General features: G+C 49.2%; 19 protein-coding genes. 5 read left to right on the top strand and 14 right to left on the bottom strand.

The window, feature by feature from the left end; genetic code table 11:
- Positions 1-85 precede the first annotated feature (85 nt).
- Positions 86-1,624, top strand: coding sequence for a DUF4127 family protein (locus tag AC1DLI_RS17485; protein ID WP_477604690.1), 1,539 nt, complete (start codon positions 86-88; stop codon positions 1,622-1,624).
- Between the two features lie 94 nt (positions 1,625-1,718).
- Here the strand turns inward: AC1DLI_RS17485 and AC1DLI_RS17490 are convergent, their stop codons facing one another.
- From AC1DLI_RS17490 to AC1DLI_RS17540, 11 genes are all read right to left on the bottom strand, one after another.
- Positions 1,719-2,780 (bottom strand): Gfo/Idh/MocA family protein, encoded by a 1,062-nt coding sequence (locus tag AC1DLI_RS17490; RefSeq protein WP_477604692.1) that lies wholly within the window; start codon positions 2,778-2,780, stop codon positions 1,719-1,721.
- 114 nt (positions 2,781-2,894) lie between these two features.
- Positions 2,895-3,599: an N-acetylmannosamine-6-phosphate 2-epimerase gene (locus tag AC1DLI_RS17495; protein ID WP_477604694.1), complete on the bottom strand. Its 705-nt coding sequence runs from the start codon at positions 3,597-3,599 to the stop codon at positions 2,895-2,897.
- A complete protein-coding gene (locus AC1DLI_RS17500) occupies positions 3,596-4,555 on the bottom strand; it encodes an ROK family protein (protein WP_477604696.1) in 960 nt (319 codons plus the stop codon). Before AC1DLI_RS17500 ends, AC1DLI_RS17495 begins: the two co-directional genes overlap by 4 nt.
- Positions 4,556-4,597: 42 nt before the next feature.
- On the bottom strand, positions 4,598-5,593 hold the full coding sequence (locus AC1DLI_RS17505; protein WP_477604698.1) for a carbohydrate ABC transporter permease: 996 nt from the start codon (positions 5,591-5,593) through the stop codon (positions 4,598-4,600).
- 14 nt (positions 5,594-5,607) lie between these two features.
- On the bottom strand, positions 5,608-6,510 hold the full coding sequence (locus AC1DLI_RS17510; protein ID WP_477604700.1) for a carbohydrate ABC transporter permease: 903 nt from the start codon (positions 6,508-6,510) through the stop codon (positions 5,608-5,610).
- Positions 6,511-6,512: 2 nt separating this feature from the next.
- Positions 6,513-9,083: a DUF5696 domain-containing protein gene (locus AC1DLI_RS17515; RefSeq protein WP_477604702.1), complete on the bottom strand. Its 2,571-nt coding sequence runs from the start codon at positions 9,081-9,083 to the stop codon at positions 6,513-6,515.
- 4 nt (positions 9,084-9,087) lie between these two features.
- Positions 9,088-11,151 (bottom strand): YIP1 family protein, encoded by a 2,064-nt coding sequence (locus AC1DLI_RS17520; RefSeq protein WP_477604704.1) that lies wholly within the window; start codon positions 11,149-11,151, stop codon positions 9,088-9,090.
- Positions 11,152-11,171: 20 nt separating this feature from the next.
- Complete coding sequence (locus AC1DLI_RS17525; protein WP_477604706.1) at positions 11,172-12,044, bottom strand: carbohydrate ABC transporter permease; 873 nt, start codon at positions 12,042-12,044, stop codon at positions 11,172-11,174.
- 2 nt (positions 12,045-12,046) lie between these two features.
- The gene (locus AC1DLI_RS17530; RefSeq protein WP_477605069.1) at positions 12,047-12,919 is read right to left on the bottom strand and encodes a carbohydrate ABC transporter permease; all 873 of its coding nucleotides are present in this window, start codon (positions 12,917-12,919) and stop codon (positions 12,047-12,049) included.
- A gap of 96 nt (positions 12,920-13,015) precedes the next feature.
- Positions 13,016-15,907 carry an extracellular solute-binding protein gene (locus tag AC1DLI_RS17535; protein WP_477604707.1) on the bottom strand — a complete coding sequence of 964 codons (2,892 nt, stop codon included), beginning with the start codon at positions 15,905-15,907 and terminating at the stop codon, positions 13,016-13,018.
- Between the two features lie 98 nt (positions 15,908-16,005).
- Positions 16,006-17,406, bottom strand: a complete 1,401-nt coding sequence (locus AC1DLI_RS17540; RefSeq protein WP_477604709.1) for an ABC transporter substrate-binding protein — start codon at positions 17,404-17,406, stop codon at positions 16,006-16,008.
- Between the two features lie 555 nt (positions 17,407-17,961).
- Between AC1DLI_RS17540 and tlp the strand changes: the two genes are divergently transcribed.
- The gene (gene tlp / locus AC1DLI_RS17545) at positions 17,962-18,177 is read left to right on the top strand and encodes a small acid-soluble spore protein Tlp (protein ID WP_364142055.1); all 216 of its coding nucleotides are present in this window, start codon (positions 17,962-17,964) and stop codon (positions 18,175-18,177) included.
- 262 nt (positions 18,178-18,439) lie between these two features.
- Here the strand turns inward: tlp and AC1DLI_RS17550 are convergent, their stop codons facing one another.
- Positions 18,440-19,306 carry a MurR/RpiR family transcriptional regulator gene (locus AC1DLI_RS17550; RefSeq protein WP_477605071.1) on the bottom strand — a complete coding sequence of 289 codons (867 nt, stop codon included), beginning with the start codon at positions 19,304-19,306 and terminating at the stop codon, positions 18,440-18,442.
- Positions 19,307-19,414: 108 nt separating this feature from the next.
- Positions 19,415-20,428, bottom strand: a complete 1,014-nt coding sequence (locus AC1DLI_RS17555) for a phosphotransferase (RefSeq protein WP_477604711.1) — start codon at positions 20,426-20,428, stop codon at positions 19,415-19,417.
- A gap of 197 nt (positions 20,429-20,625) precedes the next feature.
- On the opposite strand from AC1DLI_RS17555, the gene AC1DLI_RS17560 reads away from it, so the two are divergent.
- The 3 genes from AC1DLI_RS17560 (at position 20,626) to AC1DLI_RS17570 (ending at position 25,938) form a co-directional block, all read left to right on the top strand.
- A complete protein-coding gene (locus AC1DLI_RS17560) occupies positions 20,626-22,206 on the top strand; it encodes an FAD-dependent oxidoreductase (protein ID WP_477604713.1) in 1,581 nt (526 codons plus the stop codon).
- 185 nt (positions 22,207-22,391) lie between these two features.
- Positions 22,392-25,091: a family 10 glycosylhydrolase gene (locus AC1DLI_RS17565; protein ID WP_477604715.1), complete on the top strand. Its 2,700-nt coding sequence runs from the start codon at positions 22,392-22,394 to the stop codon at positions 25,089-25,091.
- A 25-nt stretch (positions 25,092-25,116) separates the two neighbouring features.
- Entirely contained in the window at positions 25,117-25,938 is an 822-nt protein-coding gene (locus AC1DLI_RS17570; RefSeq protein ID WP_477604717.1) for a creatininase family protein, read from the top strand.
- A 108-nt stretch (positions 25,939-26,046) separates the two neighbouring features.
- Here AC1DLI_RS17570 and AC1DLI_RS17575 read toward each other — a convergent pair whose 3' ends face one another.
- Positions 26,047-26,595, bottom strand: a complete 549-nt coding sequence (locus AC1DLI_RS17575; protein ID WP_477604719.1) for an SGNH/GDSL hydrolase family protein — start codon at positions 26,593-26,595, stop codon at positions 26,047-26,049.
- Positions 26,596-26,737 lie beyond the last annotated feature (142 nt).

Consider the following 26,737-nt stretch of genomic DNA (forward strand, 5'->3'; position numbering starts at 1 on the left):
ATATGTTAATAAAAAAATATTCCTCTCAAACGGAATGTTGTATAATAGGCTTAATTCTACATCTATCCATTATGGAGGTCATTGTATGAGTAAAGTCGTCTACCTGCCGCTCGACGAACGTCCTTGCAATGCAAAATTCCCAAAAATGATTGCTGCCATCAGCGATCTATCGCTCGCAGCACCACCGGAAGAGCTGCTCGGAAGAAAAAAAATTCCAGCCCGCTTTGAAGATATCCGCGATTGGCTGCTGCAGGAAACCTCCACTGCCGAATACTTGATTCTTTCGGTGGATATGCTCGTTTACGGCGGAATCGTGCCCTCCCGTCTGCATCAATTATCACTTCAGGAATGTATGGAGCGAATCAGCCTTCTCCAGAAATTGAAGCTGCATAACCCTTCCCTTCGCATCTATGCCTTCAATTTAATCATGAGAGCCCCTGCATACAACAGCAGTGACGAGGAGCCTGACTACTACGAGCACTACGGTCATTCTATTTTTCGATACGGTTGGTTAAAAGACAAGCAGGCCTCGGAGACGCTTACCGATGAAGAACGCCGCGAATGGCTGCAGCTCCCAACTGATGTGCCGCACCCGATACTTGAAAATTTTCTTCAGCGCAGGGAGACCAACGCTCAAGTAAATGAGCATATCATTAGCCTGGTGAAGTCCGGCCTCATTGATCATCTTGTCATTCCGCTTGACGATAATTCTAAATACGGCTTCAGCCCAATGGAGCAGCGCAAGCTGCTTATAGAGGTGGAACAATTCAATCTTATGGATAATGTGCTGATTTATCCCGGAGCCGACGAGATCGGAAGCATCTTGTTCGCAAAGGTGTTCTGTACAATCAAAAATTATCAGCCTGAAGTTTTCGTCCGCTACTCCTCCACACTCGGACCGGCCATCATACCGAAATATGAAGACCGCAGCCTTAATGAAAGCGTAAAATCTCATTTAACCTCCGGGGGCGCTTATATGGGAGATTCCTCTCAGACGGCCGATTTCGTGCTCATGGTCCACTCCCCGCCTGTGTCATCGCAAGATGTGGCTGAATCGCCAAATTTGTATCGAGAACGACACCGTTCTTATTTCTCTGAGGTACATATCGCTGAGTTCGTCACGGCGATAGAGGCGCTTTCCCGCAAGGGACATATGGTTGCGCTGGCGGATGTCGCTTCTTGCAACGGTGCAGATCACACCCTCATGCAGCTGCTATCAAAAAAGAGCTTGATTTCCAGACTCTCTGCTTTCGCCGGCTGGAATACATCGGGCAACACGCTTGGAACGGTCATATCGCATGCCATCGTTTCTTCCTACTATCGCAAAGATGCTAACCGCCTTGACCACAGCGATCATATGAGCTCTCATTTTTTACTTTACCGCCTGATTGAAGACTGGGGCTATCAAACGATCGTACGGCAGGAAGCCGCCCGTCATTTGGCTGAGCTGGGTGGCACCTACTTTGATATAGGTCCGATCCGAGAGCAGGTTACTCAGCTCGTCACACAAAAGCTGCAGCGTTTCTGCAGCGATTATTTAGGTGAGCTGGCAAGAACGAACGTTGCCGGATTAAAAGCCGACCTTCCATGGAATCGGATGTTTGAGGTGGATTTGACTCTATAATAACCCACTCGTCATAAATGAACGGTGAATCGAAAATGCTGTYCCCCGGCGTGTATATCCGGCGGAACAGCATTTTTTCATAATAGGCAATTGCTCAGCTGAAATGGATTTCCTGTCCTTTCTCCGCTGATTCGTAAATGCCGCATAACATTTTCATCACTTCGAGCCCATCCTCAACCGGACTACGCGTCTCTTTTCTTCCGAGGCAGCTGTCGATGAAATGGTTAATTTCATTTTGGAAGCCGCTCGAAAAATCGAAGCCGAGCTGGTCAACCTGCGGCGTAATGTTCAGGATAGTATCATGCTTCTCTGCAACGATGAAGAGCCCCGGCTCGATTTCTGCCCCGCCCTTGTCACCGTATATTTTGACGCTAATCTCGTCCTGCTTCGCATGCAATGTAAAGCTTACGTCAACCAGCAGCGATGCTCCGTTCTCGAATCGGATAAGCGCGTTTGCCAGATCCTCTACCGTGTTCTTGCTGGAATCATAGTCCGATGCTTTATAGAAGGACAGATTTTGAATATTCGCCCGATTGCCGAGCTGCCGATAGGTATTTCCGCTAATCGATTTCACCTTCGGCTTGCCCATCAAATACCAGCATAAATCGATGATGTGTACGCCAAGATCGATCAGCGGCCCTCCGCCCGAGCGCTTCTTGTCGGCAAACCAACCGCCCGGGTTGCCCAGCCTGCGCAAACAGGTCGCTTTCGCGTAATAGATTTCGCCAAGCTCACCCGCGTCGATGAAACGCTGCAAAATGTCCGTATTCGAGCCGTAACGTCTCACGAAGCCAACCTGCAGCACCTTCCCGCTCTTCTTAACCGCTTGCTGGATGTGCTCCGCTTCCGCGACGGTTCTGCACAGCGGCTTCTCCACCAGTACATGCTTGCCGGCCTCTACAGCGGCAATGCTGATTTCCGCATGAGAGTTATTCCAGGTACAAATGCTTACCGCATCGATCTCCGAATCGGCAAGCAGCTCGCGGTAATCGGTGAACACCTTCTGCGCTCCGTGTGCAGCAGCCTTATTTTTTGCCCGATCTTCATTCAGATCGCAGATGGCATAGAGGTTGACTTCCGGATTACGCACATAGGAATTAAGATGAATCTCCGAGATGGATCCTGCGCCGATCACGCCGATATTCACTTTTTTCATCGTTTATAACGCCCCTTTATAAATTGATAAGTATAATCTTAAATCCCAATTCTCCGGCTCGTTCCCCTTGACGCAGGAATGTTCCGTTTTGCGATTGTTCCATCTTGCTTCCTCCTAATGCTGTCCCTGCATTTTTGTTTTGATGCGGGTCACAAAACGTCTTACGACCTCTTGCGGCCTTGTGATGGCGGTTCCGATCACGACGGCATGTGCGCCCGCTTCGTAGCAGCGCAGGCATTCCTCGATCGTCCATATCCTCCCCTCCGCAAAGACAGGCACGCGCCCGAGCGCGGACAGCTTCCCGATCAGCTCAAAATCAGGGGTTTGCAGCTTCGGACTATAGGGCGTATAACCCGACATCGTCGTTGATACGACGTCTACCCCCAGCTGCATGGCCATGGCTCCTTCCTCAAAGGTCGAGACATCCGCCATAATAAACGTGTCTGGGAAACTCTTGCGAATTTCGGCAATGAGCCGGTCCAGCTTCTCGTTGCCCGGCCTCGTCATTGACGTGCTGTCGATCGCCACGATATCCGCGCCTGCCCGAATGACCTCATCTACCTCTCGCAGTGTAGGGGTAATGTATACATCGCTATCGGGATAATGTTTTTTATACAGCCCGATAACCGGCAGCTTGCATCTGTTTTTGATAGAGGAGATATCCTGCGGCGTGTTGGCGCGAATGGCCGATGCTCCGCCCGCTTCCGCTGCGGCCGCCATTGCCGCCATGATATCGGAGCCGTATAAAGGCTCGTGCTCCTGCGCCTGACAGGAAACGATAAAACCATCCTTTAGGCTGGAAATTAACGGTTTGATCATCGCGACACCTGCTTTCCGGAGCGTTCCTCGGCATAATGCCACACTTGTGCAGCTGCGCCGATTACACCTGAATCCGCACCGACATATGAGGGAACAATCCGGCAATCCTTCCACATGCTAGGAGAGGTTCTCTCTGCGACTTCCTTCTCTAATTCAGCAAAAAACGCGCCGCCCGCTTCGGCCACCCCTCCGGCAATGATGACAGCCTGGGGATTAAAGGTATGAATGATTCCGCTTATGGCCGAAGCCAAAGCGCGTATAACCACCCCCATAGCCTTAACGGCATAGGGGGTTCCAGCCTCCCAATCCGCTAGAACCTCTTTGGCGCTTGGTCCGCTTGTGTAAAGGGCATCATTATCACCAAGCGCCTCGCGCGCAATCCTTGCAATGCCCGTGCCGGAAGCGTACATCTCAATGCAGCCATAATTGCCGCAGCTGCAGCGGGGACCGTCGAAATGAATCGACGAATGGCCAAGCTCCCCGGCCCCTCCAGACGTTCCGCGAATAAGCCGGCCGTCTGCCACGACCGCCCCTCCGATTCCCGTACCTAGCGCAAGGCATACGTAATGCTCGTACTGCCTGCCCGCGCCGAAACATTTCTCCGCAATCGCGATTACATTCACATCGTTATCGACATATGCGGTTAAGCCGAAGCGCCCCTCCACGGTTTGTTTGATGGGAGTCCCCGTCCAGCCCGGGAGCGTATCTACCGCGAACGATACGGAGCCGGTCGCAAAATCAATCTGACCCGCGCTGCCAATGCCGATTCCAGCGATTTGCTCCTCGCCTTGACCGATCAATCTGTCGATGCCGCCTAACACCGATTGCATGACATGCTCAGGCCCAAACTCAGAGAGGGTAGGTACGATTTCATGACGCACGATCCTTCCGGCTTTGTCGACAAGCGCAAAGTGAATTTTCGTTCCTCCGATATCTACTCCTATGGCATAGTTCATTGCAGCACTCCCTTATCGTTTGTCCAGTTGCCCGGATAATCGTTACCCAACCAATCCAGTACGCTCCACGCTTTCAACGAAGTACCGCTGCGCAAATAAATAAAGGATAAAAATCGGTAAAATCCCGAGCAGCGTTCCCGTGTTCAAATAAAGAGACGTATGGGAAATGCCCCCGACGTATTCGGGACGAACCGCGCCCGGCAGCAAATCAAGCATTCTTGCAAGGAGCGTGTAATTCGGCGCGAACAGGTTCACAAAGTAACTGTCATTCCACTGCCAAATGAACGAGAACAGCATGACCGTTGCAATCGCAGGCACCGCATTCGGCAGCATAACCCTTAGGAAGGTGCCCGGAATGCCCGCTCCGTCTACGTAAGCGGCTTCCTCCAAATCCTTCGGCAGCGAACGGAAAAACTGCCGGAATATAAAGATATACAAGCCGTTTTTCAAGCCCATGGCAAGGCTGGAGGAGATGAAGAACGGCCAAAAGCTTTCCAGCAGGTTAACGCCGTCCTTCCCCGTAAACAGATGATACAGGCCAAAAACATCGAAGAAGCGATAATGTAAATAGGTTGGGACCATAATCGTTTGAGGCGGGATGACGATCGTGAAGATGACGATTCCAAACAGAATCGCGCTTCCGCGAAACTTAAGTCTTGCAAAGCCATAACCTGCCAAGGCGCAGGAGGTTAATTGAAGCAGCGAGGTCCCAAGGCTAAGCAGCAGCGTATTGGTTACCGATTCCGGATACTTCAGATAGCCCATGACGGTTTTAATATTTTCCAGTGTAAAATGCCTTGGCAGCCAAACGACCGTCGCGTCGAACATATCCTGCTTATCGCGTAAAGCGATAGACAGCTTTGTAATGATGGGATACACAATGATAAAGCAGATCCCTAAGATGAGCACGGTACGAATAATAACCCACAGCCAATGCTTAGCTTTCTCGAGCGGACTATGACGTTCGTACCAGCTCGTAACGGCCCGCACCGCGGCAGAGGCCGAGAAGCGTTTGCTTTCTTTCGTTTCCGCTTCCATAGCTCTTCTCCCCCTTAGTCGTAGTAGAAAACCCGTTTCGAGATCAGGTACGTTGAAATGATCAGAATAATCGATATGACAAGAAAGTAAATCCATGACATTGCCGAGCTTACGCCAAAGTCCAATCTTCCAAATGCGGCGGACTGAATCATTTGCGTCATGTTATTGTCGTAAAAGGAGTCGATGATGGTATAAACCACATTCGTTAAAATAAGCGGAGAAATCATCGGAAACGTAATTTTCCAAAAGGACTCATAGCCCGTAGCGCCTTCCATCTTCGCCGCTTCATAGAGTGAAGGAGAAATCGACTGCAGTCCGGCGAGGAAAATTAGAATCTGCACGCCGGAGGAGCTGATAATTTGGTAGATACGATCCACTGCGCCTGTCAAATATTCGACGATATCCATGCTCAGACCCGCTTGGAACAGCAGCGGCCTCAGCTCGATGCTTCGCAGTCCTGAATAGTTGCCCTCTAGGTCAGTTGAAGCGGAGCCGATCATTTGGGCTAGAAAATTCCCGTTATCCAGCTTGGCAATCACCCCGGAAGCCAAAACGACGGGAAGGAAAATGATCGCCCTTGCAAGCATCCTTCCCCTAAACTTCTGCGCCAGAATAGTCGCGGTAAATAAGCTAAAAAAAATGATAAGCGGCACGTTCAATGCCATCGTCGTTACAGCCTCGGTCAATGTACGGACGTACCATGCGTCGACAAAAAAGATATTGCGATAATTTTCAATGCCCAAGTATTGAAGGGAGTAACCATCCGCATTAAGCGTCAGCTTATGGAAGCTGAATTGAAGCGACTGGAAAAACGGGATGACCATCAGCAGCAAGAACCCAAGCAGCCAGGGGGCTACGAACAACACACCGTAAATTTCCTTTTTGCGCTCCAAGCTGAGTGTTCGTTTCTTTGACATCCTTATCCCCCCTTAACGAAGTAATCATCTGCTTCGATCGTCACGCCCTCGACGGCGGCCGCAGCGTCGCCGTAGTTGACGAAAACCGTTAAACCGTTTTCGTAAACGGTTTTGTAGACGCGTTCCGCCAGCTTTTCGTGCTTCATTATGCTCTGCCCGCGGACCTGCTTTAACACTTCGTTTACCTCGGCATAGGCTTGAACAGCTTCCTCGAACCATTGTTCGTAATGGTTCGAATAGAGATAGTTGAATCTAGTTTCCTTCAAAACGGACGGATCCTCATAAAACCAGTTGAAATAGACATTGGAGCCCGTCTCAAGCGATCGCAGTACACTCGACTGGACCTGCTGGTCATCCGCCATGTTGTAAGCTCTTCCCGCATATTCGATATAGCCGTGCAGCACCATTTGGTTAAACGGTACGGACTCGCCGGCCAGCTGGTATTCATTGCTCGTTTGCGGCATGTTGAGAATATGCGATGCGTAGGGAAGCACATAGGCATTTCCTCCGTTGACCAACATGTCAGGTGACTGCGACGAAATGGCTTTAAGCTGATCTGTGATGATCCGCTTCGCGTCTTCTCTGGTCACCTCCGCATTTCTTCGGAAATCCGAATAAAGCTCGGAGCCCAAATCCCTTAAAGAAATCGAGCCAGGATTCAGCTTCTTGTAATCCGACATGAACCCATTGACCGTGGAAGCAAGCCTTCTAGGCGTTAGCAAATAATGCGACAACAGCTCGTTATGCTTAAAATAGGCCGCACGGTCGAACTCATATATTTTCGCGTACCGGCGGGAGATGTACTGGGCTGCGTCTTTGTTCGGGCTGAATTTTCCAGAATCCTCGTAAACCTGCAGGAACGCTGCATCCGGGTAAAAACCTCCCCCGCTCTTTTGGAGCTTCTCCGCTAAGCGGTTCCATTCGTCTTTGCTTCCTATGACGCGATCCATTTCGATTTCCGAAGCAATTGTATGGTTTAAGCCTTCATTAAACCAGCCCTTGTAACGAAGCCGAACATTCTGAATTTGATTGGCGTGGAGCTGATCGACGAGCTTCTCGGCTTCCTTCAAATCCGTTAGGGATACAAGCGCTTCGTAAGGAAAGCCGAGCAGGTTTTTCTTCTTCGGGATGCTTCCGACAAGCTCCAGATAAAACGGCGTATCTCCCTCTGTTTTCAGCTTGGTCAGTCCATACGCCTTCTCCAGATAAGTGCGGTAGCTCGCGGCCATTCCGGAATAATCAGCCTGCTCCCCGCTTAACAGGGAATAACGGATTTTCAGCTTGCCTTTATATGTTTGCTTCGGCGTTTTGTGCATGATCTCGTTATTGCTGAGACGAACCTCATCCTTAGGCAAAATAAGAAATTGGGCCGCAACCGTATTAAACTCATGCAATCGTCCGCTTATGTCCGCGGACAGCTTGGCGAGTGCATCCCCCACCTCGATGATGGCGAGAAAGGCAGCATCGTTCTTCTTCATCCCGAATACCGGCAATCGGTTTGGCTCAAGCGTGTTAAACTTCTCCCTTACGTAGATCGAGCTGTCTTCGCCGTATATCGGGATTAAGATCGGCTGTGCCTGAATGTTGCCGCTGTTGAATCGAATCAGCGTGCCCGACCCGTCGGGTACAAAAATATAGCCGTCATCCTTTCGCCCTGCCGCGCCAAAATTCTCCAGCAAACTGATCGAATGGATGCGATAAGGCGGTGTATCCTCCGTAATGGATGACGTATCGATTGAAGCGATCAAGTCACGCCCGTCCAGTGTATATTGAACCGTTGCCGAAAATTTCGGATTGGCCGCCTCCTGGGCAGCTTCGCCCCCGCCCCCCTCGCCGTTATCGATGGCAAGATCCTCTTCCGTATATTCGACTTTCTCGAATAGAGCCAGCAATTTCTTCATAACGGCTTTCGGAATTTCGCGGCGCTCGTATAGGTTTAGCTCCTCATTAAATTTATACCTGACCTTCAGCTGGTCTTGATCGGCCGGATCCTCCAAACGCTTCAGCAATCTCTCTTCGAACCGTTCCTTGCTCACCCGCTGCGGAATCGAATCAAGCCCCTTTTCGGGATCGCCGAATAGGTACGTGACCGCTAACTCGGTACCGGATTGCTTGATCTCGAATTGCTTGAATTTCACGCTATTGTTATAGCTGTCATAATCCTTGTTCTGTCCGTTTTGCGTCAGGTAGACGAACGAGATTTGCGAGGCTAATTTCCCCTTCAAGTAAGGAGAAGCGAGCTTATCCTCCGCGCTGTCCGGATTCGACCGCCAAATCTGTCCGCTTTGTTTATCAAGAACTGCAATCTCCGCCGTCGTCCGGCTGATATAGAGCCGGAGAGCATCGTTCTCAAGCGCCGGATCAAGGCCCTCGATTCGAGGCTCCGCTTGGTCCGACGCGTCCAGGGCGCGGAGTGAAGCATCCGGTATTCCGTTATCCTTATCGGAGGTCCCCGTTATTGCAGCAGGAATATCGGTGCTGTCAGACGAGCCTGCCATGCAGGCTGACAGCGAAAACATGCCTGCCAGCAGGGACAATGCCATCCATTTCCGCAAATTTTTGTGTATCGTCATGGCATTATCCCTCCCCTAATCTGAACATCGCTTCTTTATAGATCGTAGCCGCGAAGGAAAGCATCTGCTGTGCCAAGCTGAAGAAAAGCAGGCCTAAGAAAATGATGATGCCCATCACGATCATCGTCAGAATCATCGTCATGATTGTTTTTCCCACCGTGTATTGATGAACGGTAAGCATTCCGACAAACAGCAAGCCGAAAAACCAAAGGAATCCGAGTGATTCCAGCAATCGATAGAAAGAACCTTCCTGTACGGTGATTATGTTGGATAATAATATAAGCGGAATTTGCATCAATACGACCGGTATGAGCGCATAAGCCGTCGCCATTACGATCTCCTTGAACTTTCCTTCGCCGTCCATCAAGGTCGTCATGGACCAGTTGGCGATGCACCATAAAAAAAACGGGAGAACAATGAACTTGATCTCGTCAATCATATTTACGCTCTCCGCATTGACGCCCGGATTAAAGATAAATCCGGTAAACTGCCTCTTCATGACGTAAAGAAGAGAGAGAACGAGCAGCAGCAAGAGCGCGAACCAAATCTTCCCTTTCTTCTCGAACTTCAGCTCCCAGAAGCCGTTAAACGGATGGAAGATCGTATACCACCCCATTCCCACGATTCCCGGCTCTGTCTCCCTTCTCTTAATCAACACCTTCGCTGCTATGAGAAGCACGACGATTGCTATCGCGCTTGCTGCGATTTTGCCGAAATGCTCCCACATGAAATCCTTCCGGTAGCGTTCGAAGGCCCGGGAATAATATTCCCGGTGCATGCCGAGCTCGAAATGCTTCATTGCTTCGTAATTATGACCCTGCCTAAGCTCCGCTTTCCCGATTCCTAAATAAGCGATTTCCAGATTGTTGTTTAGAAGCAGCGCCTCGCGCCACTTCTCGACCGATTTCTCTTCCTCTCCTGTATCGTTATAAATAACGGCGTCCCGGATTACCTTCCCGTAGCGGGTCGGCTCGAACATGACAAGCTGATTCAAGCCTTTATCGAGCACAATCATCTTGTCATCAAGCATGTCGATATCGGATGGCGTCTTAAAGGTCCCCACCTGCTCGCCAAGCAGGCCGTAAATATACATGAGCTTGCCTTCCCTGTCGTACGTAAATATTCTTCCGCGCGTGTTGTCCAAAATGCTGTAAATGCCGTTTCGGTCAAGCGAGACACTTTGGATCGCGGACGTCCCGGACCTCGTGCCTCCAATACGGAACCGGACATCCCCTTTTGGCGGTTGGTAGCCCGTTCTCTTCAGCACGTCTGTTCCGGAGGGATTAAGACGCTTGACCGGCGCATCCGAAAACTCCTCGCTTGTCGTCGCATAAATGAAGCCCTCGTTATCGATATCGACGTTGTTGAATTCAACAGGGATAAACAGCACCATCTTCGAACGCTGCTCCTTCGTCATGACACGCTTCCAGAACAAATCCGCGGCGCTGTAACGCACTTTATTGACGCCCATGAATCCGGTGAATTTCCCTCCGGAATCAAACTGCATAATGCCGTTAAATACGCCCTTGCCTACAACGTAGAGCCGGCCTGCCGAATCACCAACTAATTTAATCGGCTCATATACGAAGCTGTCTCCAAGCACATCGCTCTCCGGCGCTCCGATCACACGGACCAGCTCGCCTTCCCTTGTTAATTCGACGATACGCTTGTTCCCCGTATCCGCAATAAGCAGATGCCCGTTTGAATGAACGAAGATGCCCTGAGGTGCGGAGAAGCCATCCGCCTTATCGCCGTTCTCAAACGTATCGATCGTTTGGATCACTTTTGCCTGTTCATTCAGCACGACGATCCGGTTGTTCCCTGTGTCGGCTACGTATATTTTTTTGTCAGGCGTAATATACAAATCCTCCGGAGATTTGAACGGTCCCGAGCTTAGCTGTTCCCCTCCGATTTGCTTGACCGGCAGGTAAGGCACGGGCGCAGGCTCGGGATCTCCCCACCAAGAATAGTTGTAGCCATCGAAAGGCGCAGCGTGTACCGGCACTGAAATGCCAACCAAAATCAGCACTAGAGGGAAGAGCAGCAGATATTTACTAAATCGATTCAACGTAAGCCTCCCCTTTCCCATCAATCTTTCATGCCGGAGGTTGACATCGTTTGAATAACACTGCTCTGCGATAGCACAAAGATGAGAATCGGAACCGTAAGCAGCAGCAGCGTCGCTGCCATGGAAGGACCGGTCCGAATGATGCCTCCTGCCAGAATCTGACTTAACGCATAATCAATCGTTTTGAGCTGCTCGCTGTAGATGTACATGGAGCCTGCTGCTCCGCCTGCTCCCCACAGACCTTGGAACGAGAAAATAACGAGCGTAAGCCATGCGGGCTTAACGACTGGCATGACGACGCTCCAGAAAATGCGGAATTCACTGCTGCCGTCGATTTGCGCAGCCTCCAGCAGCGCATCCGGAATTTGCTCCATGAATTGCTTCATGAGGTAGAGCCCCAGCGATGAGCCGATTGCCGGTATGATGATTGCCCAGTGGGTATCCAGAAAGCCTAGCCACGACATTGTCATGTAATTCGTTATTTGTGTGACCGTAGCTGAAAACATAAGCGACAAGACTACGATCGAGAAGAGAATGCCCTTGCCTGGAAATTTCCGTTTGGCCAGCGGATATGCCGCGAGGGAAGCGATCAGAACGTGACCGACCGTACCGACGATTGCAATAAAAAAGGTATTGAAGATATACCGGGTAAAGGGTACCCATGAGCCAGAAAGCAAATGATATAAGTCCGTAAAGTTCGCGAGAGTCGGGTTCTTGACGAAAAAGTCCGGTGGAAACTTCAATATTTCATTGATCGGCTTGAAGGCATTGCTGATGACGAAAACAAGCGGCATGGCCATAAAATATCCGACCGCCGCTAGGAGCAGAAACAAGAAGATATCCCCTGCCCATGAACGGCTGACTCTTTTTTTCCTAAAGCTAATAGGGATCATTCTTACTCACCGACCTTCGCCAGCAGCCTTCGCACGATGAGATTGGAACCGAGCATCATCGCGAACAGCACGGTCGCGATAGCCGAAGCATAGCCCATCTCAAATCGAATGGAGCCGTAGTCCATCAAATGCGTAACGATCGTGTGTCCCGCATACTTGACGCTGGGGAAGCCTGCCAATGCGGTTGCCACCTCCGCAACGCCGAAGGACGCCGTAATTTGAATGACTGCACCGAACATAAGCATCGGCCTCATCGAAGGCAGCGTTATGAACCAAAGCTCCTGCCAGCGGTTGCGTATGCCGTCGATCGCTCCAGCCTCGAACAGCGTCTTGTCGAGACTTTGCAATCCTGCAATAAATGCAAGAAAGCTCGTTCCGAGGCTGAGCCAAAGCTGTACGATGATAATGATCGGTAGGATGTATTTCGGTGTCTTCAACCACAGGATCGGCTCCAATATCAAATGCCATTTCAGTAGAAAGGCATTGATATAACCGTAGGAATCGCTGCTGAACAAGAGCGTCCAAACGATAAAGGCGCTGCCCGACAAGGCCGGCGCGTAGAAGACCAAAGTCGCGAAGGCTCTAATTTTGGGCGGAAACTCATTTATGATCCAAGCAAGCACAAAACATGCGATATAGCTGACTGGACCCGTGACCGCGGCAAAAATCAACGTGTTCTTCAATGCAATAAGGAAAACGTCGTCCCTTACGAATAATTGGGCGTAATTTCGCCAGCCTACCCATTGCGGAAACTCCAGCATATTAAAATTGGTGAAGCTGACTAGCAGCGATAAGCAAACGGGAAGGACGGTAAAAGTAAAGAAGATGAGGAAGAATGGCGCGAGCATGGCATAAATGACCTTGTTCTTCTTCATTTCCTTCCATGTGTGGCTCAACCGCGGACGCGGCTTTCCGTTCTCCAGCCTCAGCTTGGTTTTCTTGACGAGCTGAATCATTTGGAGCCCTCCCTTCTACTTCGTTGGCAAATCGAACTCTTCGCGCTTGATCGTGATTTCCTGATTGATCGTCCGGACATAGTTTTCCAGCGTTTCCCGCGGCTCGCTGCCCTCCGTGTACACCTCATAAAAGGCATTGTAGATATGGCGATCCAGCGAATAGCCACCTGGAACAGCCGGTCTTCCGACGACCCACCCGAGCTCGTCAACGAGCTGGTTCAATTCCTTCGCCGACCATGGAAGCTGCTGCAAAGCCTCCAGATTTGCAGCTGCATAGCGGGCAGACTCGCCCAGTATGGCCTCCATTTCGCGTCCGAACGTGACCTGCGCCTCCGTATCCGTCCACCATTTCATGAATGCCCAGCCGGCCTCTTTGTTTTTGGCGTTTTTAAACATGACCGATCCTGTCGCCGTACTCATCGTGTCATGCCGTACGGTTCCATCTTTGGCCCGGGTCCCCGGCACGGCGACAAAATTCCATTGGCCTCTAATTTCCGGGGCGAATATCGTCAAAAAGTTAAACGTCGTGTAATCTGCTATACCGATCGGCATTTCGCCGGTCCGAAAACGGTTGATAAAGTCAAATTCGATCGGCAGCTTATAGTTGGTATACAGCTCCGTCCACTTTTGGAACGTTTCAATGCCGATCGCTGAATCCAGATCGGTTGCGATACCGTCTTCCTGATAATACTGTCCTCCATTTTGGTAGAGCATGGATTCGAATACGATATTTTGCGGCAGAGCCAGATCCATGTTGTGCTTCTGGAGCTCGGGAATGATCCGGTACATATCCTCCCATGTTTGCGGAACGTCCAGGTTCAGCTCCTCCAGAATATCCTTGCGATAGAACAACATCGGGAACGACTGTGTCTCCGGAAGCGCATAAACCCCGTCCTGATAATTAAAGCTGGCAAAAGCACTGTCCTGGAACCGGTTCTTCACTTGATCGAACTCCGGGAAAGCAGATAAATCCTGGAGTGCGTTCCGCATTGCAAAGTTGATGACATCCGATTGCGTCAACGCAATGTCGGGTCCCTTCCCTGCCAGCGTCGCGGGCAGAACGACCGCCGGATTAACGAGCTGCAAATTAACCGATATGCCGGTCTGCGGAGTAAAGGAATTATCGATCATAGACCGAAGCAATTGCGCCTGATCCCGGCCTGCCGCAATCCATACGGTTACCGCCTTATCATCCTGCTTTTCATTGCTGATATGACTGTAGTCCTCGGAGAACGATCTCGCAAAGGACATGACTTCATGCACGGATTTGCCGATCATTCCGGTGCTTACCTTCGGAAGAGGAACATCCGGCGATTTGAAAAATAAATAATCGATTTCTAGCGGCTGCTGATTTACAGTAAGCAGCCATGTACCAAGAGCTGTGACATTGTCCTTAAAGCTCTTGAGCCGCGAGGTTAATGTCTCGGTGCGGCTTCCCAGATCCTCCAACTGATAAGAGGTCGTTCTCAGTAACGTGGTGCTGGCGCTCGTTCCTCCAACCATCTCATCCATCCGGTCCGCTGCTGCGGAAAGAAAATCGCTTTGCTCCTTGAACACCTTCTGCAGCTCGGGGATTTTCTTCTCCAGCTCATAATCACGAAGTGGGTCCGGCATTGCTGAAGTAATCATAATGATCTTGAGATATAAAGCGTTTAATTGCTGGATGCTCGAGCGCACCATGCGGATCGTTTCCGCCAAATCGCCCATCGTAAGCTCCAGCTTGATTTGATGCTTCCCTTTCGTTAAATAAAATAAATACGGTTTTCCGTCCTCACCCGGCGTTCCGATTTGCCATGCGCCGTTATAATGGAACGGTATGGCCTCGGCCTCCTTGAAGGGAATTTTCCCGTCAATTGAAAGCTCTCTCACCACGTTTACACCTCTGACCGTATTTTGCTTATACCTGAGACCGAATTCATAGAGTCCGTCCTTCGGAATATCCGCTTCCCACGAAATCCACTGGCCGGAAATTTTCCAGTTGACGCCTCCAATCGTATTCATTCTAATTTTTGACACATGATAGGGTTCCGTTCCTGGGCTGGAGCGATCGTTAAGCGGGTACAAGGATGGATTCGATTTGAACGAGGCGTTCTCGCCCTGAAACTTGATAAACAAGCCGTTCGTCGTATCATAGCCTAGCTCTTGGTAGGTTTGTGCTATGCTCTCATAGGCGGGGATTTCTTCTTGTTGATAAAGCTTCAAATAGTCTATAATCATCGGTTCTCTAAGAGAAACGAGTGAAATTCGATGTTGGCCTTTGGATAGATAAAAGGAAAAAGGCTCTCTGTAATAACCTTCCGCATCACGCAATATTCTCTCCTGCCACTGCGGGCTTTCGACCTGTCTTGGCCTCAAATCATTCTGTTTGGCATCCTGCTCCAGCTCGTTCAGCTCATTGCGCCATACCCGTGAAAATACGAGTCTCGAAGCTTCCTCAAAGGGTACCTTCCCATCAATGAGAAGCTCTCTTTCAATGGGGGACGTGTTTCCCTCCATCGGAAAATAACGCAAACCGATATGATATAACCCGTCTTCCGGCACATCGACATCCCAGTGGACGGCTCCCGAATCTTCCGTTGTGACGACAGGTGACGCTGCACCCTCGTAATCATCCATTTTGCTAACATTCATGCCATCGAAAGCGGCAAAGGACTCTGCTTCAATCATTTGAGTGCCGGAAGGATGAGGCTTGTTAGCATATTTTGCAACATATTCCTCATACCGATTGCCAGAGGAAGCGAGAGTTGCTATCTTCTCCACTTGATCAGGCGATGCCTGAACCGTCTCCAATACGTGATCGCTGCCTGACGATCGGTTCGCAGGAACGATGGAGACGATGATCACGATCATGACCAGGGCCAGCAGGGCGCCAACCAATCGCTTAGTCTTCCTGGTTACCTTCAGCATGCGAACCCCTCTTTCCTCTTCAAATGGTCGTCCATATAAAAGGACGGGAATCCCTCATCGGGATTCCCTGCCATGCTGCATTATAAAAGGTTCTTTTATTATTGCGCTGCCGGTGCAGCCGTTCCTTGCGTATTCAGTTCTTTATCAATCGCATCTTGGGCGATCTGTTTGTTTCTCTCCAGTACGGTCTCTGGCGACTCGCCACGATTCGCAATCGAATAGGAAATATCGCCTAAAGCGCCTCCAAGAGGGAGAAATATAGGCTGCGCGTATTTGAGTGAATCGAGCATGACTTCAATGTCGCTTTCATCCGCCAGCAATTGTTTCTCTGCTTCCTCGCGGTTAATAGGCTCCACTCGATCCCACATTTGAATCTGCTCCCAGATATAAGCTTTTTCTTTCGCTCTTTTTACGATTGCCGGGATGTAGAATTGCACGTAATTTTCGATGCTGCCTTGCCATTTCGTAGCTTTCGGCCCTTTCGGGAAATAAACAAAGCCTTGTTCGTCCGTCATCGTCGTTCTAGTTGCGCCTTCCCAAACCTCGCCTGTAACCATCGCCGCTTTACCGGAGTTAAACAGCGTTTGCGAATCATTATAGTCTTCGAAGTTCTCACTTTTGTTGGGAGCGACGACTTTATGCACATTAAACAGATCGCTATAGAAACGAAGCGCTTCTAATAGGTTCGGATCGTCATAGTTGAAAACATGCTTGCCTTCTTTTTGCTTGATAAATGCGGAGTCGTTGGAATGGATGATGATCCGGGACAGATTGCCCGCGATATTGGTAACGCCCCATTGGTCGATAACGCCGTCACCGTTAGTATCTTTTGTTGCTTTTTTGGCGATATCAAGGAAAGCGTCCCAAGTCCATTTGTCTTGCGCGATTAAATCATGAGGATCTGGCAGACCTTCGCGCTCAAATAATGTTTTGTTGTAGTAGATCCCGGAGGCGTTATTGATATTGGAGGTAAAGCCGTACATTTTTCCGTTTATTGCTCCGTGCTGCTTCAAGCCTACCGGCCATTTCGGATCGTCAAAATCGAAGAAATCATCTACGGGCATAAACAATCCCTGATTGATGGCCGGCACGGCGAAATAGTAATCCAATGGCACGATATCGGCTACCGATTCGCCGGAAAGCGCAGCGTTTGTAACCATTTTGATGTTTTCGCCCCAAGGCACCTTTTCCCATACGATTTTCACGTTATATTTTTCTTCGACAGCCCGCCACTTCTCAAGCGTCGCCGCGCCTTCCGGCGTTTCCTCGGACGGACCGTCGATCCAGTGGATAATTTTCAGCGTCTCGCCGTTCATGTCAATAACAGGCTCTTCGACGACGGGCGGCGCTTCCGTTGGTGCTGCCGTTTCGGCAGCCGTATCATTCGTTGGTTTGTTGGTTGCCGTTTCATTTCCGTTATTTGCGACTTTACTGCATGCCGATACAAAAACGAGCGTAACCGCCAATAGAATCACAGACAATAATTTCATTTTCCGCATAGCTTTTACCCCTCCAATGGATGAAATGCAAGAGCTCGTTCTTACCTAACATTTGCTGCGATCAGGCTTTGTTTTGGTCATCCCTCCCCGTTTTCGGTTCAAGTTCTAACCCCTCATCGATGCATGCTTGCCCCTATTGTCTTGGAAGGTCTACGGCTAACGACTTATGTGATTGTCTGGTTGGGTTACAGATTGAGCTGCAATATATACTGGTAGGAAGTGCGTTCCTTTCCTGATCAGAAGATATCATTTTCGGAGGAAATATTCAACAGTTTTATTTATTTTGAAAAAATGATCCTTTTACGAGATGCTGTTTGTTCGGTTAGACCTTAGAAATATTCGTTTCCCATGTGGTTCTTCCTCCTTCATAGGGATACTTTTTAAACAACCGTCGCGGAAATTTGCTCCACTATTATTTTATATATTAGAGAAAAATGCCTTTATTCTTGTTGTCAGAAAATTGAATCATTAACCGAGGTTCCTTTTTGTTGGCATAACCATCTTAGATTTGGGTCATCTTAACAAAGTATTATTGCGAGGAAAGGAGGGATTACTTTGGCAAAACCAGATAACCGTGCGGATAATGCCGTACATTTGCAGCAGCATATCGACAATACCGAAGCTAATTTGCAAGAGGCAGAGGAGTACTTAAACGAATTTGCGGATGAAATATCAGCTGATGAGAAAAATACGATCGAAGCCAAAAACGAACGCCGCAAAGAAAGCATTCAATCTTTCGCTGCAGAAAAGCAGGATGAGGCTGGTCAGTAAGAGCTTTGTTTCTTAAAACCAATGCATCCAGCGTAAACCGCTGCAGCCGTACTTTCGCGGCAAAAGCTCGTTTCACGTAGACAAGCGTAAACGGCTGTCGCCGTCTTTTGGCGGCAACAGCTCGTTTCGCGGTGAAATATAAGCATATTTATAAATGTGAAACTTATAAATTCTTATATTTTAATAAAAGAAGGAACTGCCAATTGGCTGCTAAGCCATCTGGACAGTTCCTTCTTTATTATTCATTCGAAATCGCTGTATATTAATAGAGTTTGTCTACAACGGAGCGCGCCGTTTTCTCCAAGGCCTCGGCGGCATTGTTCTTCTTCTGAGACAGCAGGGTGCACAAAATATCCAGCAAATGAGCCTGCGTTATTTTCGTAGACCAAGATCCGCCTTCGGTTGGCATTTCCCGGGAAGGCACCAATAAAATCGTATTGGCATGCGCCGTGATTGGAGAACGCATGTGACTGGTTAAGCAAATAACATCCGCCCCGTTCGCTTTCGCCTGGCGAATCGGATCGACTAGATCCCTTGTGCTTCCGGAGGTCGAAATGCCGAACACCACATCCCCTTTCTTCACGAGTGAAGCAGACATCGCAATGATATGAGAGTCTCTATGCGCCTCCACGTTCATACCAATCCGCATGAGGCGATAATGAAGATCGAGCGCCGTGATTCCTGATGATCCTACCCCGAAAATATAAATTTTATCAGCGCCAAGCATCCGTTTCGCCGCTCGCTCCAAATCCGCTGGATTAATGAGATCAAGTGTGTTTTTCAGCATCATTTCGTTGCGAAGCGTAATTTTTCTGGCTTTCGTCATCGTGTCGTCTGTCTCCTCGATCTCAACGTTCGAGTAGGAAGGCACATTGACTAGATCCTGCGCGATAGACAGCTTGAATTCTTGGTACCCGCGGAAGCCAAGCTTGCGGCAAAACCGGATAACGGACGTTTCCCCTACCCCTGCCTGCTCGGATAAATCCGTCACCGTCGCCATGACGGCTTCTTCGGGATTTGATTTGACATAGTCGGCCACCTTTTTCTCCGCTTTTGTCAAGGATGTATAAATACTCGAAATCAATAGGAGCGTATTCGATTGATTAATTTTTTGACCTGCCGTCTTCATCGTATCAACTCGCTTCATAGTAGACTCACCTTACAGAATAGATTAAGAAATGATACTTTACAACAAAAAAATACATTTTTCGCGAGGGTTCGACCGTTGGCCTCATCCCTAATTCCCCTCTTTCACCCATTCGGTCCATACCTCGATGTTAGCGGTCAGCTCCTTTAAGGATAAGAAGGTCAATTGCACCTGCTCGCTGCCTAAGCGCTGCTCCGATTCTCCGAAAATATCGCTTCTCAGCGAGCGTCTCATATTGTACTCCAGCCATTCGAGCATGCCTCCTATCCTGCCGCATAGCGCCTCCTCTACGTCAGTCAGCGCTTTCCCTCCCGCTTTGCGATATGAATCTATCATTGCCATAAAAAGCTCTTTCTTAACTTGGCCCGCATCGAGCCCGCTCCAGCTTAAAGCCGCATCCAGAAGCTCCATCGTCGGATTTGTCGGGCCTGCCGCCTCCCAATCGATAATATATGGAATGCACGGCTCCTTCCAAATGACGTTTTTCGGATTTAAATCACAATGGCCGGCGGCCAGCCTCTGATTCAACACGCTGCTCGCGCTTACAAAACGCTCGTTCCATTCAAGAAGCTCCGGTAGACCGCTCTCGATCTGCTGCGCCCAACTCTTCCCTGTGTGGATTCCATCCTCGGCTAGCGATTTCCAATGCTCAGCTCCAAAGGACTTCCAGACTCGTTTTGGATGTTCCTGGAAATTCATGTGGTGAATGTTATGCAGCAGCGTTCCGATCATGCTTGCATGCTCTGTTCGGCAGTCGCCGGGAGTTAAAACGGAACCATCGATCCAATCAAACAGCATAACGGTCGTACCCAATACCTGATTAAGAGGATGATCCTTAACCCTCCTCGCTAGGACGACGGGTATACCCGCCATAGCCGCTGCTGCCGCAATCCGCTCCGAGAGCATATAGTTGGCCATAACGCCTGCTCTGGACATAATTTCAGGATTCAACAGCTTGAGCGCAAAATGTCCGGTCGTCGTCCGCAATTCCCACATACGGTGCAGCAAGCCTCCGGTGACTGGCTTAAGCTCGCCTAGCGGTTCCCCTATTTCGTAATGAGCGCAAGCGGCCTTAATCCATTGCATGTTGATTTCCTGACTCACCGTGTTTCCTCCTCTGCCCCATTGTCCCACCGTCATACGATAGGATCATGTTCCGATATCGACTCTACATCGTTTTTTTCCGTCAATGAAAAGAAAAAGATATTTTTTTTAATTTTAACATAATAAGTGGATATAATCTCTATCCCATGATACGATATAGCAAATTTTCATTTCAATTCTAGAAAGGCGGGAAATGGATGGAAAAACAATCGAGCATAGCTGACGTTATTGTAATTGGCGGAGGGTTAGGCGGCTGCATGGCAGCGCTGTCTGCAGCGAAGCTTGGCATGAACGTGATCTTAACCGAAGAAACAGATTGGATAGGCGGACAGCTGACCAGTCAGGCCGTTCCTCCGGATGAGCACCCGTGGATTGAGAGCTTTGGCTGCACAAGCACCTACCGCGAGTTTCGTGACCGCATTCGGCGCTATTACAAGGAAAACTACCCCTTAACGGATGAGGCCAAAACTAACGAGCGTTTGAATCCGGGCAACGGCTGGGTCAGCCGCCTCTGCCATGAACCGAAAGCTGCGCTTCATGTGCTTGAAGCCATGCTGGCACCCTACATAAGCAGCAGACGACTCACCATTCTGCTCGGCTGGCAAATTGAATCCGCTGAAACGAAGGATGACCGTATTGATGTCATCAACATCAAGCATACGGCGGATGGAAGGGTCAAGAAGCTGCGCGGCTCCTACTTTTTGGATGCGACGGAATGCGGCGACCTTCTCCCGCTTGCCGAAGTTGAATACGTATCAGGCGCGGAAGCCAAAAGCGAAACGGGAGAGCCTCACGCACTCGACGTTGCCGATTCCCTCGATATGCAGTCTTTTACGTATGTATTTGCACTCGATCATATTGAGAACGGAAATTTTACGATTGAAAAGCCGGAGCAGTATGACTTTTGGCGGAGCTTCATTCCAGAGCATTCGCGGTTTCCGCTGTTCGGCTGGAAAATGGGAGACATACACGACCCGAGCATCGATAAAGAGATTGTCTTCATTCCGGATGGTAAGGAGCCGATGCCTTTCTGGACTTATCGGCGCATTCTGGATCGTTCATTATTTTCAGATGGATTTCTTGAAAGCGACATCACATTAATTAACTGGGCACAAAACGATTATTATTTGGGACCTATCTATGGGGTATCGGAAGAAGAAAGACAAATCCATTTGAAAGGCGCTCGCCAGCAAAGCCTATCGCTCGTTTATTGGCTGCAAACCGAGGCGCCCCGGCCGGATGGAGGCAAAGGCTACCCTGGCCTTAGACTTCGCGGGGATGTACTGGGAACCGAAGACGGCATCGCCAAGCATCCCTATATACGGGAATCGCGCAGAATCAAAGCGGTCTACACCATTACGGAGCATGATGTAAGCCTGGATCTCCGGGGAACGCAGGGCATAAGGAGATATGAGGACAGCGTAGGGGTCGGAAGCTATCATCTGGATCTCCATACCACCACGAAATCCAACCGCGGTTTCTATATTCCTAGCCTGCCCTATGAAATTCCTCTCGGAGCACTTCTCCCGATTCGGGTAAAAAATATGCTTCCCGCTTGTAAAAATATCGGAACAACCCAAATCACGAACGGCTGTTACCGGCTGCATCCGACGGAATGGAATATCGGGGAAGCCGCAGGATATTTGGCCGCTTACTCCATTATTCATCAGGTCACCCCGCATGAGGTCCGCGAGAATAAGGAGCATCTGAATGCTTTTCTAACCCTTATTGCCAATCAGGGGATCGAGACGCATTGGCCGGATTCATTGCGGCTGTAAAACCAAAAAAGAAAGTATGATCCACTTTTTATTATAATTGTGGAAAATTAATCCGCTGACTGTTACACTACTGCTAGAGAAGCAATCCATCCTGAACAGGAACAGCCTACTTCATCCGAGAGGCGGTKACCGGTTAACGTTCTGTTTTATGCGTACAAATTCGAAGATCCGAGGTGTATGCCATGATGAGAAAACGATTATTTCGTTTCGTTCTTTGTATTCCCCTTCTTCTGATCAGCATTTCGTCTACCGCTTTTTCCGAGTCCACTCCTTCTACCCCTCCTTCCATCACGCTTGGAGACGGATCCATTCATAGGGTTGACCTGATTGACCAAGAGCGAGAAGACGGCAAGCTCTCCATCTTCACCCGAAACTATGGCAGTACGACTAAGCCCCCTCTCCCTCAAACGATGGAAGCGATCATCACTAACGATATTGTCACCGCAAAATACGCAGGCAGCACAAAAGGCACCTATATCCCTTCTAACGGATACGTATTATCCGGGACWGGAAGCACGGCTGCATTGATCGATCATTTAACAATCGGCGATTCGATTACCGCGAACTTCCCTATCCCTATTTTTCCAAGCAAATATTTCATTCTAAACGGAGAAGTGGTACCGATCACGCAGGTCAATGCCGGACGAGGGGCAGCGGATATCGTACTCTATTTGCCGGCCTATGGTCCTGACACAAAAACGAATCCATGGGGAATGGATATAACCGTCGAAGGCGGCAAAGTGACGAAGATATCGGTCATGATGCAGGATGCGAGCGGCAATTGGGTCGATAATAACTCGGTGATTCCTGAGGGCGGATACGTCCTTTCCATTCAGGCTGAAAGCCCGTTCTACAATAAATTTAACGGTTCTGTGCAGATAGGAGATGCGGTTGAATTGAATACGAGCAATGAAGTGCTGATTCAAGCCTCAAAAACAGCATACGACGCCTTAAATCCGAAATCGAGAGAAGATAATCCGGGCGGCTGGGACGACGGAAGCAATGCGCCATTCCCTGGAAACCGCGGAGCTGATCAGCTCATCATCTACGACAGCAGCTATGGAGCATCAACCGGTACGAACCCTTGGGGATATGAGGTTATTGTGAATGCGGACGGCAAGGTTGCCCATGTCGGAGGAAATAATTCCAACATTCCTCCCGGCGGTTATGTCGTGTCGGGGCATGGTATCAAAGCGAGCTGGCTGAACGAGCAGGTATACGTCGGCAGTACCTTTATACTGCTGCCGGACAAGAAACAGGCGCTTTTTCTATTCACTCCCGAATCCTACCTGGATAAAGCGCAATTAGGCATTAAAGCTGCGGAGGAAAGGCTGCTTCTCACTAAGCAGCAGTTTCTTGACGTTAACTACAGCGGAATCGAGCAGCAAATCGCATCTGCGCAAGCAGGCATCGAGGAATTGAAGACCTCTATCGCACAGGGGGATTTCACTTCCTTTACGGAACGATTTGCCAAGCTGAACGAGCAGGTTGAAAAAGCAAGCTATATGAGCTATGAATCACGGGCTGTGGACCATCGGTCCATTTGGATTCGGCCAAAAGAAACGAATCTGGAGCAGGTTCAGCAGCATATCGCGAAGCTGCATGCCCTAAATATTAACTCCATTTATTTGGAAACGTGGTGGAACGGATTCACGATTTACCCGACGAGCCATCCGCTTGCCGCTCAAAATCCGATTTACGGCGGATTCGACGTGCTGGACGCTTATATGAAAGAAGCCGATAAAGCAGGCATCGAGGTGCATGCTTGGGTCGAGAACTTCTTGGTCGGCGTCGGAAGCGCAGTCGGTCCAGTCAAAGGTTTGAAGCCTGAATGGTCAATGATCAGCAGAAAAGGCCATGATTATCAGGACGTTCCGCTCTACAATACGCAGTACTATTTTCTCAATCCGGCAAGGCCCGAAGTAAGAGATTTCATTTCAGAAATTTACAAGGAATTGCTGCAAAAATACGAAATCGACGGCTTGCATTTGGACTATATCCGATATCCCGATGCCGGTGATTATACGAACGACTTCGGCTACGATTCCTATACGCGAGATCTGTTCAAGCAGCAGTACGGCGCCGATCCGATTGACCTGCAGCCTGGCGGTGAGCTGTGGCGTGAATGGGTTGATTTAAGAACGAATACGATTAACGAGTTCGTATACCGGATCTCCAGCGAAGCGAAAAAGCTTAAACCGGATATCCGGGTATCCGCCGCCGTATGGCCGAACTACGTGGATGGACCCGAATTTATGCATCAGGAGCCGAAGGACTGGATAGCCAAAAATTATATCGATCAACTCTTCCCAATGTCCTATCATCCGGATGCCACTTCGGTAGCCGCTGATTCCCTTAACTCCGTGGCGCTGGCAAATAACAAGTCTTTGATCGTTATCGGAGTCGGAACGAATATCGGCTTAACGAAGGAAATGCTGCTTAATCAAATTAACGACTCTATCGCTGTCGGCGCTTCCGGCTCCGCCTTGTTCGAATTCGAATCCTTGTTTGAGAACGGATATGACAAAGCGCTTTTGGCAGGCCTCTACAGCAAACCAGCCATTGTGCCCGATAAAAATCCTTTATTGTCCATGAAAATGATCGTTTCTGAAATGCAGCGCAAGATCAAAACGATCTATTTACCCTTCAATGGAATGTCCGACGGCAAAAAGTATGCGAAAGAGCTGGAGAAGCTCGAGGAAGCCTGGAAGGATAAAAAAGCGGTAAACAAAGAAGGCAAGGAAAGCTTGAAAAAGATTGGCAAGTTAATCGAGCGGATTGAATCCGATCGTTCTTTAAACGAGGAAGTGAAGAAGCGGATGACAGGAGATTTAAACTATCTTCAAACGATTATTTCCGTCTTTCTATCGAAGGCACCTAAATGAGCATAACGGGGAAAGGACGAAATCAATGTTATGGGAAAACTTAACCGTCAAACAGTTTGAGGCCGCTCTTGAATCGACCGGCCGTGTATGCGTGGTGCCGATTGGCTGTCTTGAGAAGCATGGCGATCACCTCCCCCTTGGCACCGATATGATGATCGCACGAGAAATCGCAGAAAAATCAGCCAAAATTGAACCCTTCGTCCTTTTTCCGTATTATTTTTTCGGCCAGGTATCCGAAGTCCGGCATTATCCGGGCACGGTAGCTCTCAGCAGCGAGCTCCAACTGCGCCTCTTGCAGGAAGTGTGCAAGGAAATCAGACGAAACGGCTTCAATAAAATCGTTTTGGCAAACGGGCACGGCGGCAACAATAATCTGCTAAACTATTTTGTGCAAACGATGCTGGATGAAAGGAAGGATTATGTCGTATATGCGTATAACCTATGGGAATTAAACGCCGATCAGCTGGAGCATCTCGATAACAGCTATGAAACACCCGAAGGTTATGGCCATGCCGATCATATGGAAACATCCCAAATCCTTCATATTAATCCTGATCTGGTCCATCTGGATCGTTTGAATCCGGGGGAATGGGATTCCAAGGAGCGCGGACGCTCGCTCACCGAACACAAGCTGTCCGCAGGTATTCACTGGTATATGGAATTCCCGAATCAGATCGCAGGCGACCCCTCCCTTTCAACGGCTGCATACGGCAAAGAGTACATTGCGTTCTGTGCAGCTAATTTTGCCAAAACGATTCGTGCCGTCAAAGATGATCATGACTCCTTAAAGCTGCAGACGGAGTTTTTTGACAGATGCGATGACGTAAGCAAAATCAGTCCAGCGTAACCGGCTGTCGCCGTTCTCTGCGGAAAAGCTGGCGTTTCTCGGTGATCTGTAGATAAAAGAAATGGCAGTCCTTAGCCTATTTTTCAGGCTTTGGACTGCCATTCACTTTTACAAATATTTGTGTATGTGTTCGATAACCTGCTCAGCGCATCTGTGGTTTCCCGCTTCGGATAAATGCAATTTGTCTTCGCATATGTTTTTGTCTATGTCTTGTTTTACGAGTCGATTTAAATCATTTACCTCAATGCCGATGCTGTCCATCAGCTTCATGGCCGCCGCGTTGTATAAATCGATCTCAGCGTTGCTCCGTCCCGTCGCGTCTGCCGGGACCGGCGTCGTGGTGGCGAATATGATTCGCGCACCTGTTCGCTGAAGCTCGTTCGCTATTCGTTTAAGCGTTTCCAAGTATTCATCGAGAGAGGTCAGCGCTTCGACCATCGGCGCTTCATGATGCAAATCCCATAATCCATTGTTCCAATGGACAATATCCGGTTCTCCCAGGTCCCTTATCCACAAATTKACGCCCCAAAGCGTATGTTTAGCAAATCTGCCGTTCTCATCTGGCGCGACAACCTCCGCCTTTTCTTTCAACGCCTCCCGCACAAGAGGCTCATAACCCATTCGGATGGAATCACCGAGTAGAAGCACCCTCTTCATCCTCTCACCTTCCCCCTCAAAAATTATCTATAGTATAGTACGATAAAGAAATATTAACTACTACTTATTATTTAATTGAAGTGAATAAGACTATGTTTATTTCCACATATATAAGTGTATCTAAACGTATAGAAGTTTTAGG

This window comes from Paenibacillus sp. 01T443 (assembly GCF_056398325.1).

Excerpts from the sequence above, each read along its gene's own strand:
- AC1DLI_RS17485 (WP_477604690.1), top strand. The coding sequence starts at position 86 with ATGAGTAAAGTCGTCTACCTGCCGCTCGACGAACGTCCTTGCAATGCA.
- AC1DLI_RS17490 (WP_477604692.1), bottom strand. The coding sequence starts at position 2,780 with ATGAAAAAAGTGAATATCGGCGTGATCGGCGCAGGATCCATCTCGGAG.
- AC1DLI_RS17495 (WP_477604694.1), bottom strand. The coding sequence starts at position 3,599 with ATGATCAAACCGTTAATTTCCAGCCTAAAGGATGGTTTTATCGTTTCC.
- AC1DLI_RS17500 (WP_477604696.1), bottom strand. The coding sequence starts at position 4,555 with ATGAACTATGCCATAGGAGTAGATATCGGAGGAACGAAAATTCACTTT.
- AC1DLI_RS17505 (WP_477604698.1), bottom strand. The coding sequence starts at position 5,593 with ATGGAAGCGGAAACGAAAGAAAGCAAACGCTTCTCGGCCTCTGCCGCG.
- AC1DLI_RS17510 (WP_477604700.1), bottom strand. The coding sequence starts at position 6,510 with ATGTCAAAGAAACGAACACTCAGCTTGGAGCGCAAAAAGGAAATTTAC.
- AC1DLI_RS17515 (WP_477604702.1), bottom strand. The coding sequence starts at position 9,083 with ATGACGATACACAAAAATTTGCGGAAATGGATGGCATTGTCCCTGCTG.
- AC1DLI_RS17525 (WP_477604706.1), bottom strand. The coding sequence starts at position 12,044 with ATGATCCCTATTAGCTTTAGGAAAAAAAGAGTCAGCCGTTCATGGGCA.
- AC1DLI_RS17530 (WP_477605069.1), bottom strand. The coding sequence starts at position 12,919 with ATGAAGAAGAACAAGGTCATTTATGCCATGCTCGCGCCATTCTTCCTC.
- AC1DLI_RS17535 (WP_477604707.1), bottom strand. The coding sequence starts at position 15,907 with ATGCTGAAGGTAACCAGGAAGACTAAGCGATTGGTTGGCGCCCTGCTG.
- AC1DLI_RS17540 (WP_477604709.1), bottom strand. The coding sequence starts at position 17,406 with ATGCGGAAAATGAAATTATTGTCTGTGATTCTATTGGCGGTTACGCTC.
- AC1DLI_RS17550 (WP_477605071.1), bottom strand. The coding sequence starts at position 19,306 with ATGAAGACGGCAGGTCAAAAAATTAATCAATCGAATACGCTCCTATTG.
- AC1DLI_RS17560 (WP_477604713.1), top strand. The coding sequence starts at position 20,626 with ATGGAAAAACAATCGAGCATAGCTGACGTTATTGTAATTGGCGGAGGG.
- AC1DLI_RS17570 (WP_477604717.1), top strand. The coding sequence starts at position 25,117 with ATGTTATGGGAAAACTTAACCGTCAAACAGTTTGAGGCCGCTCTTGAA.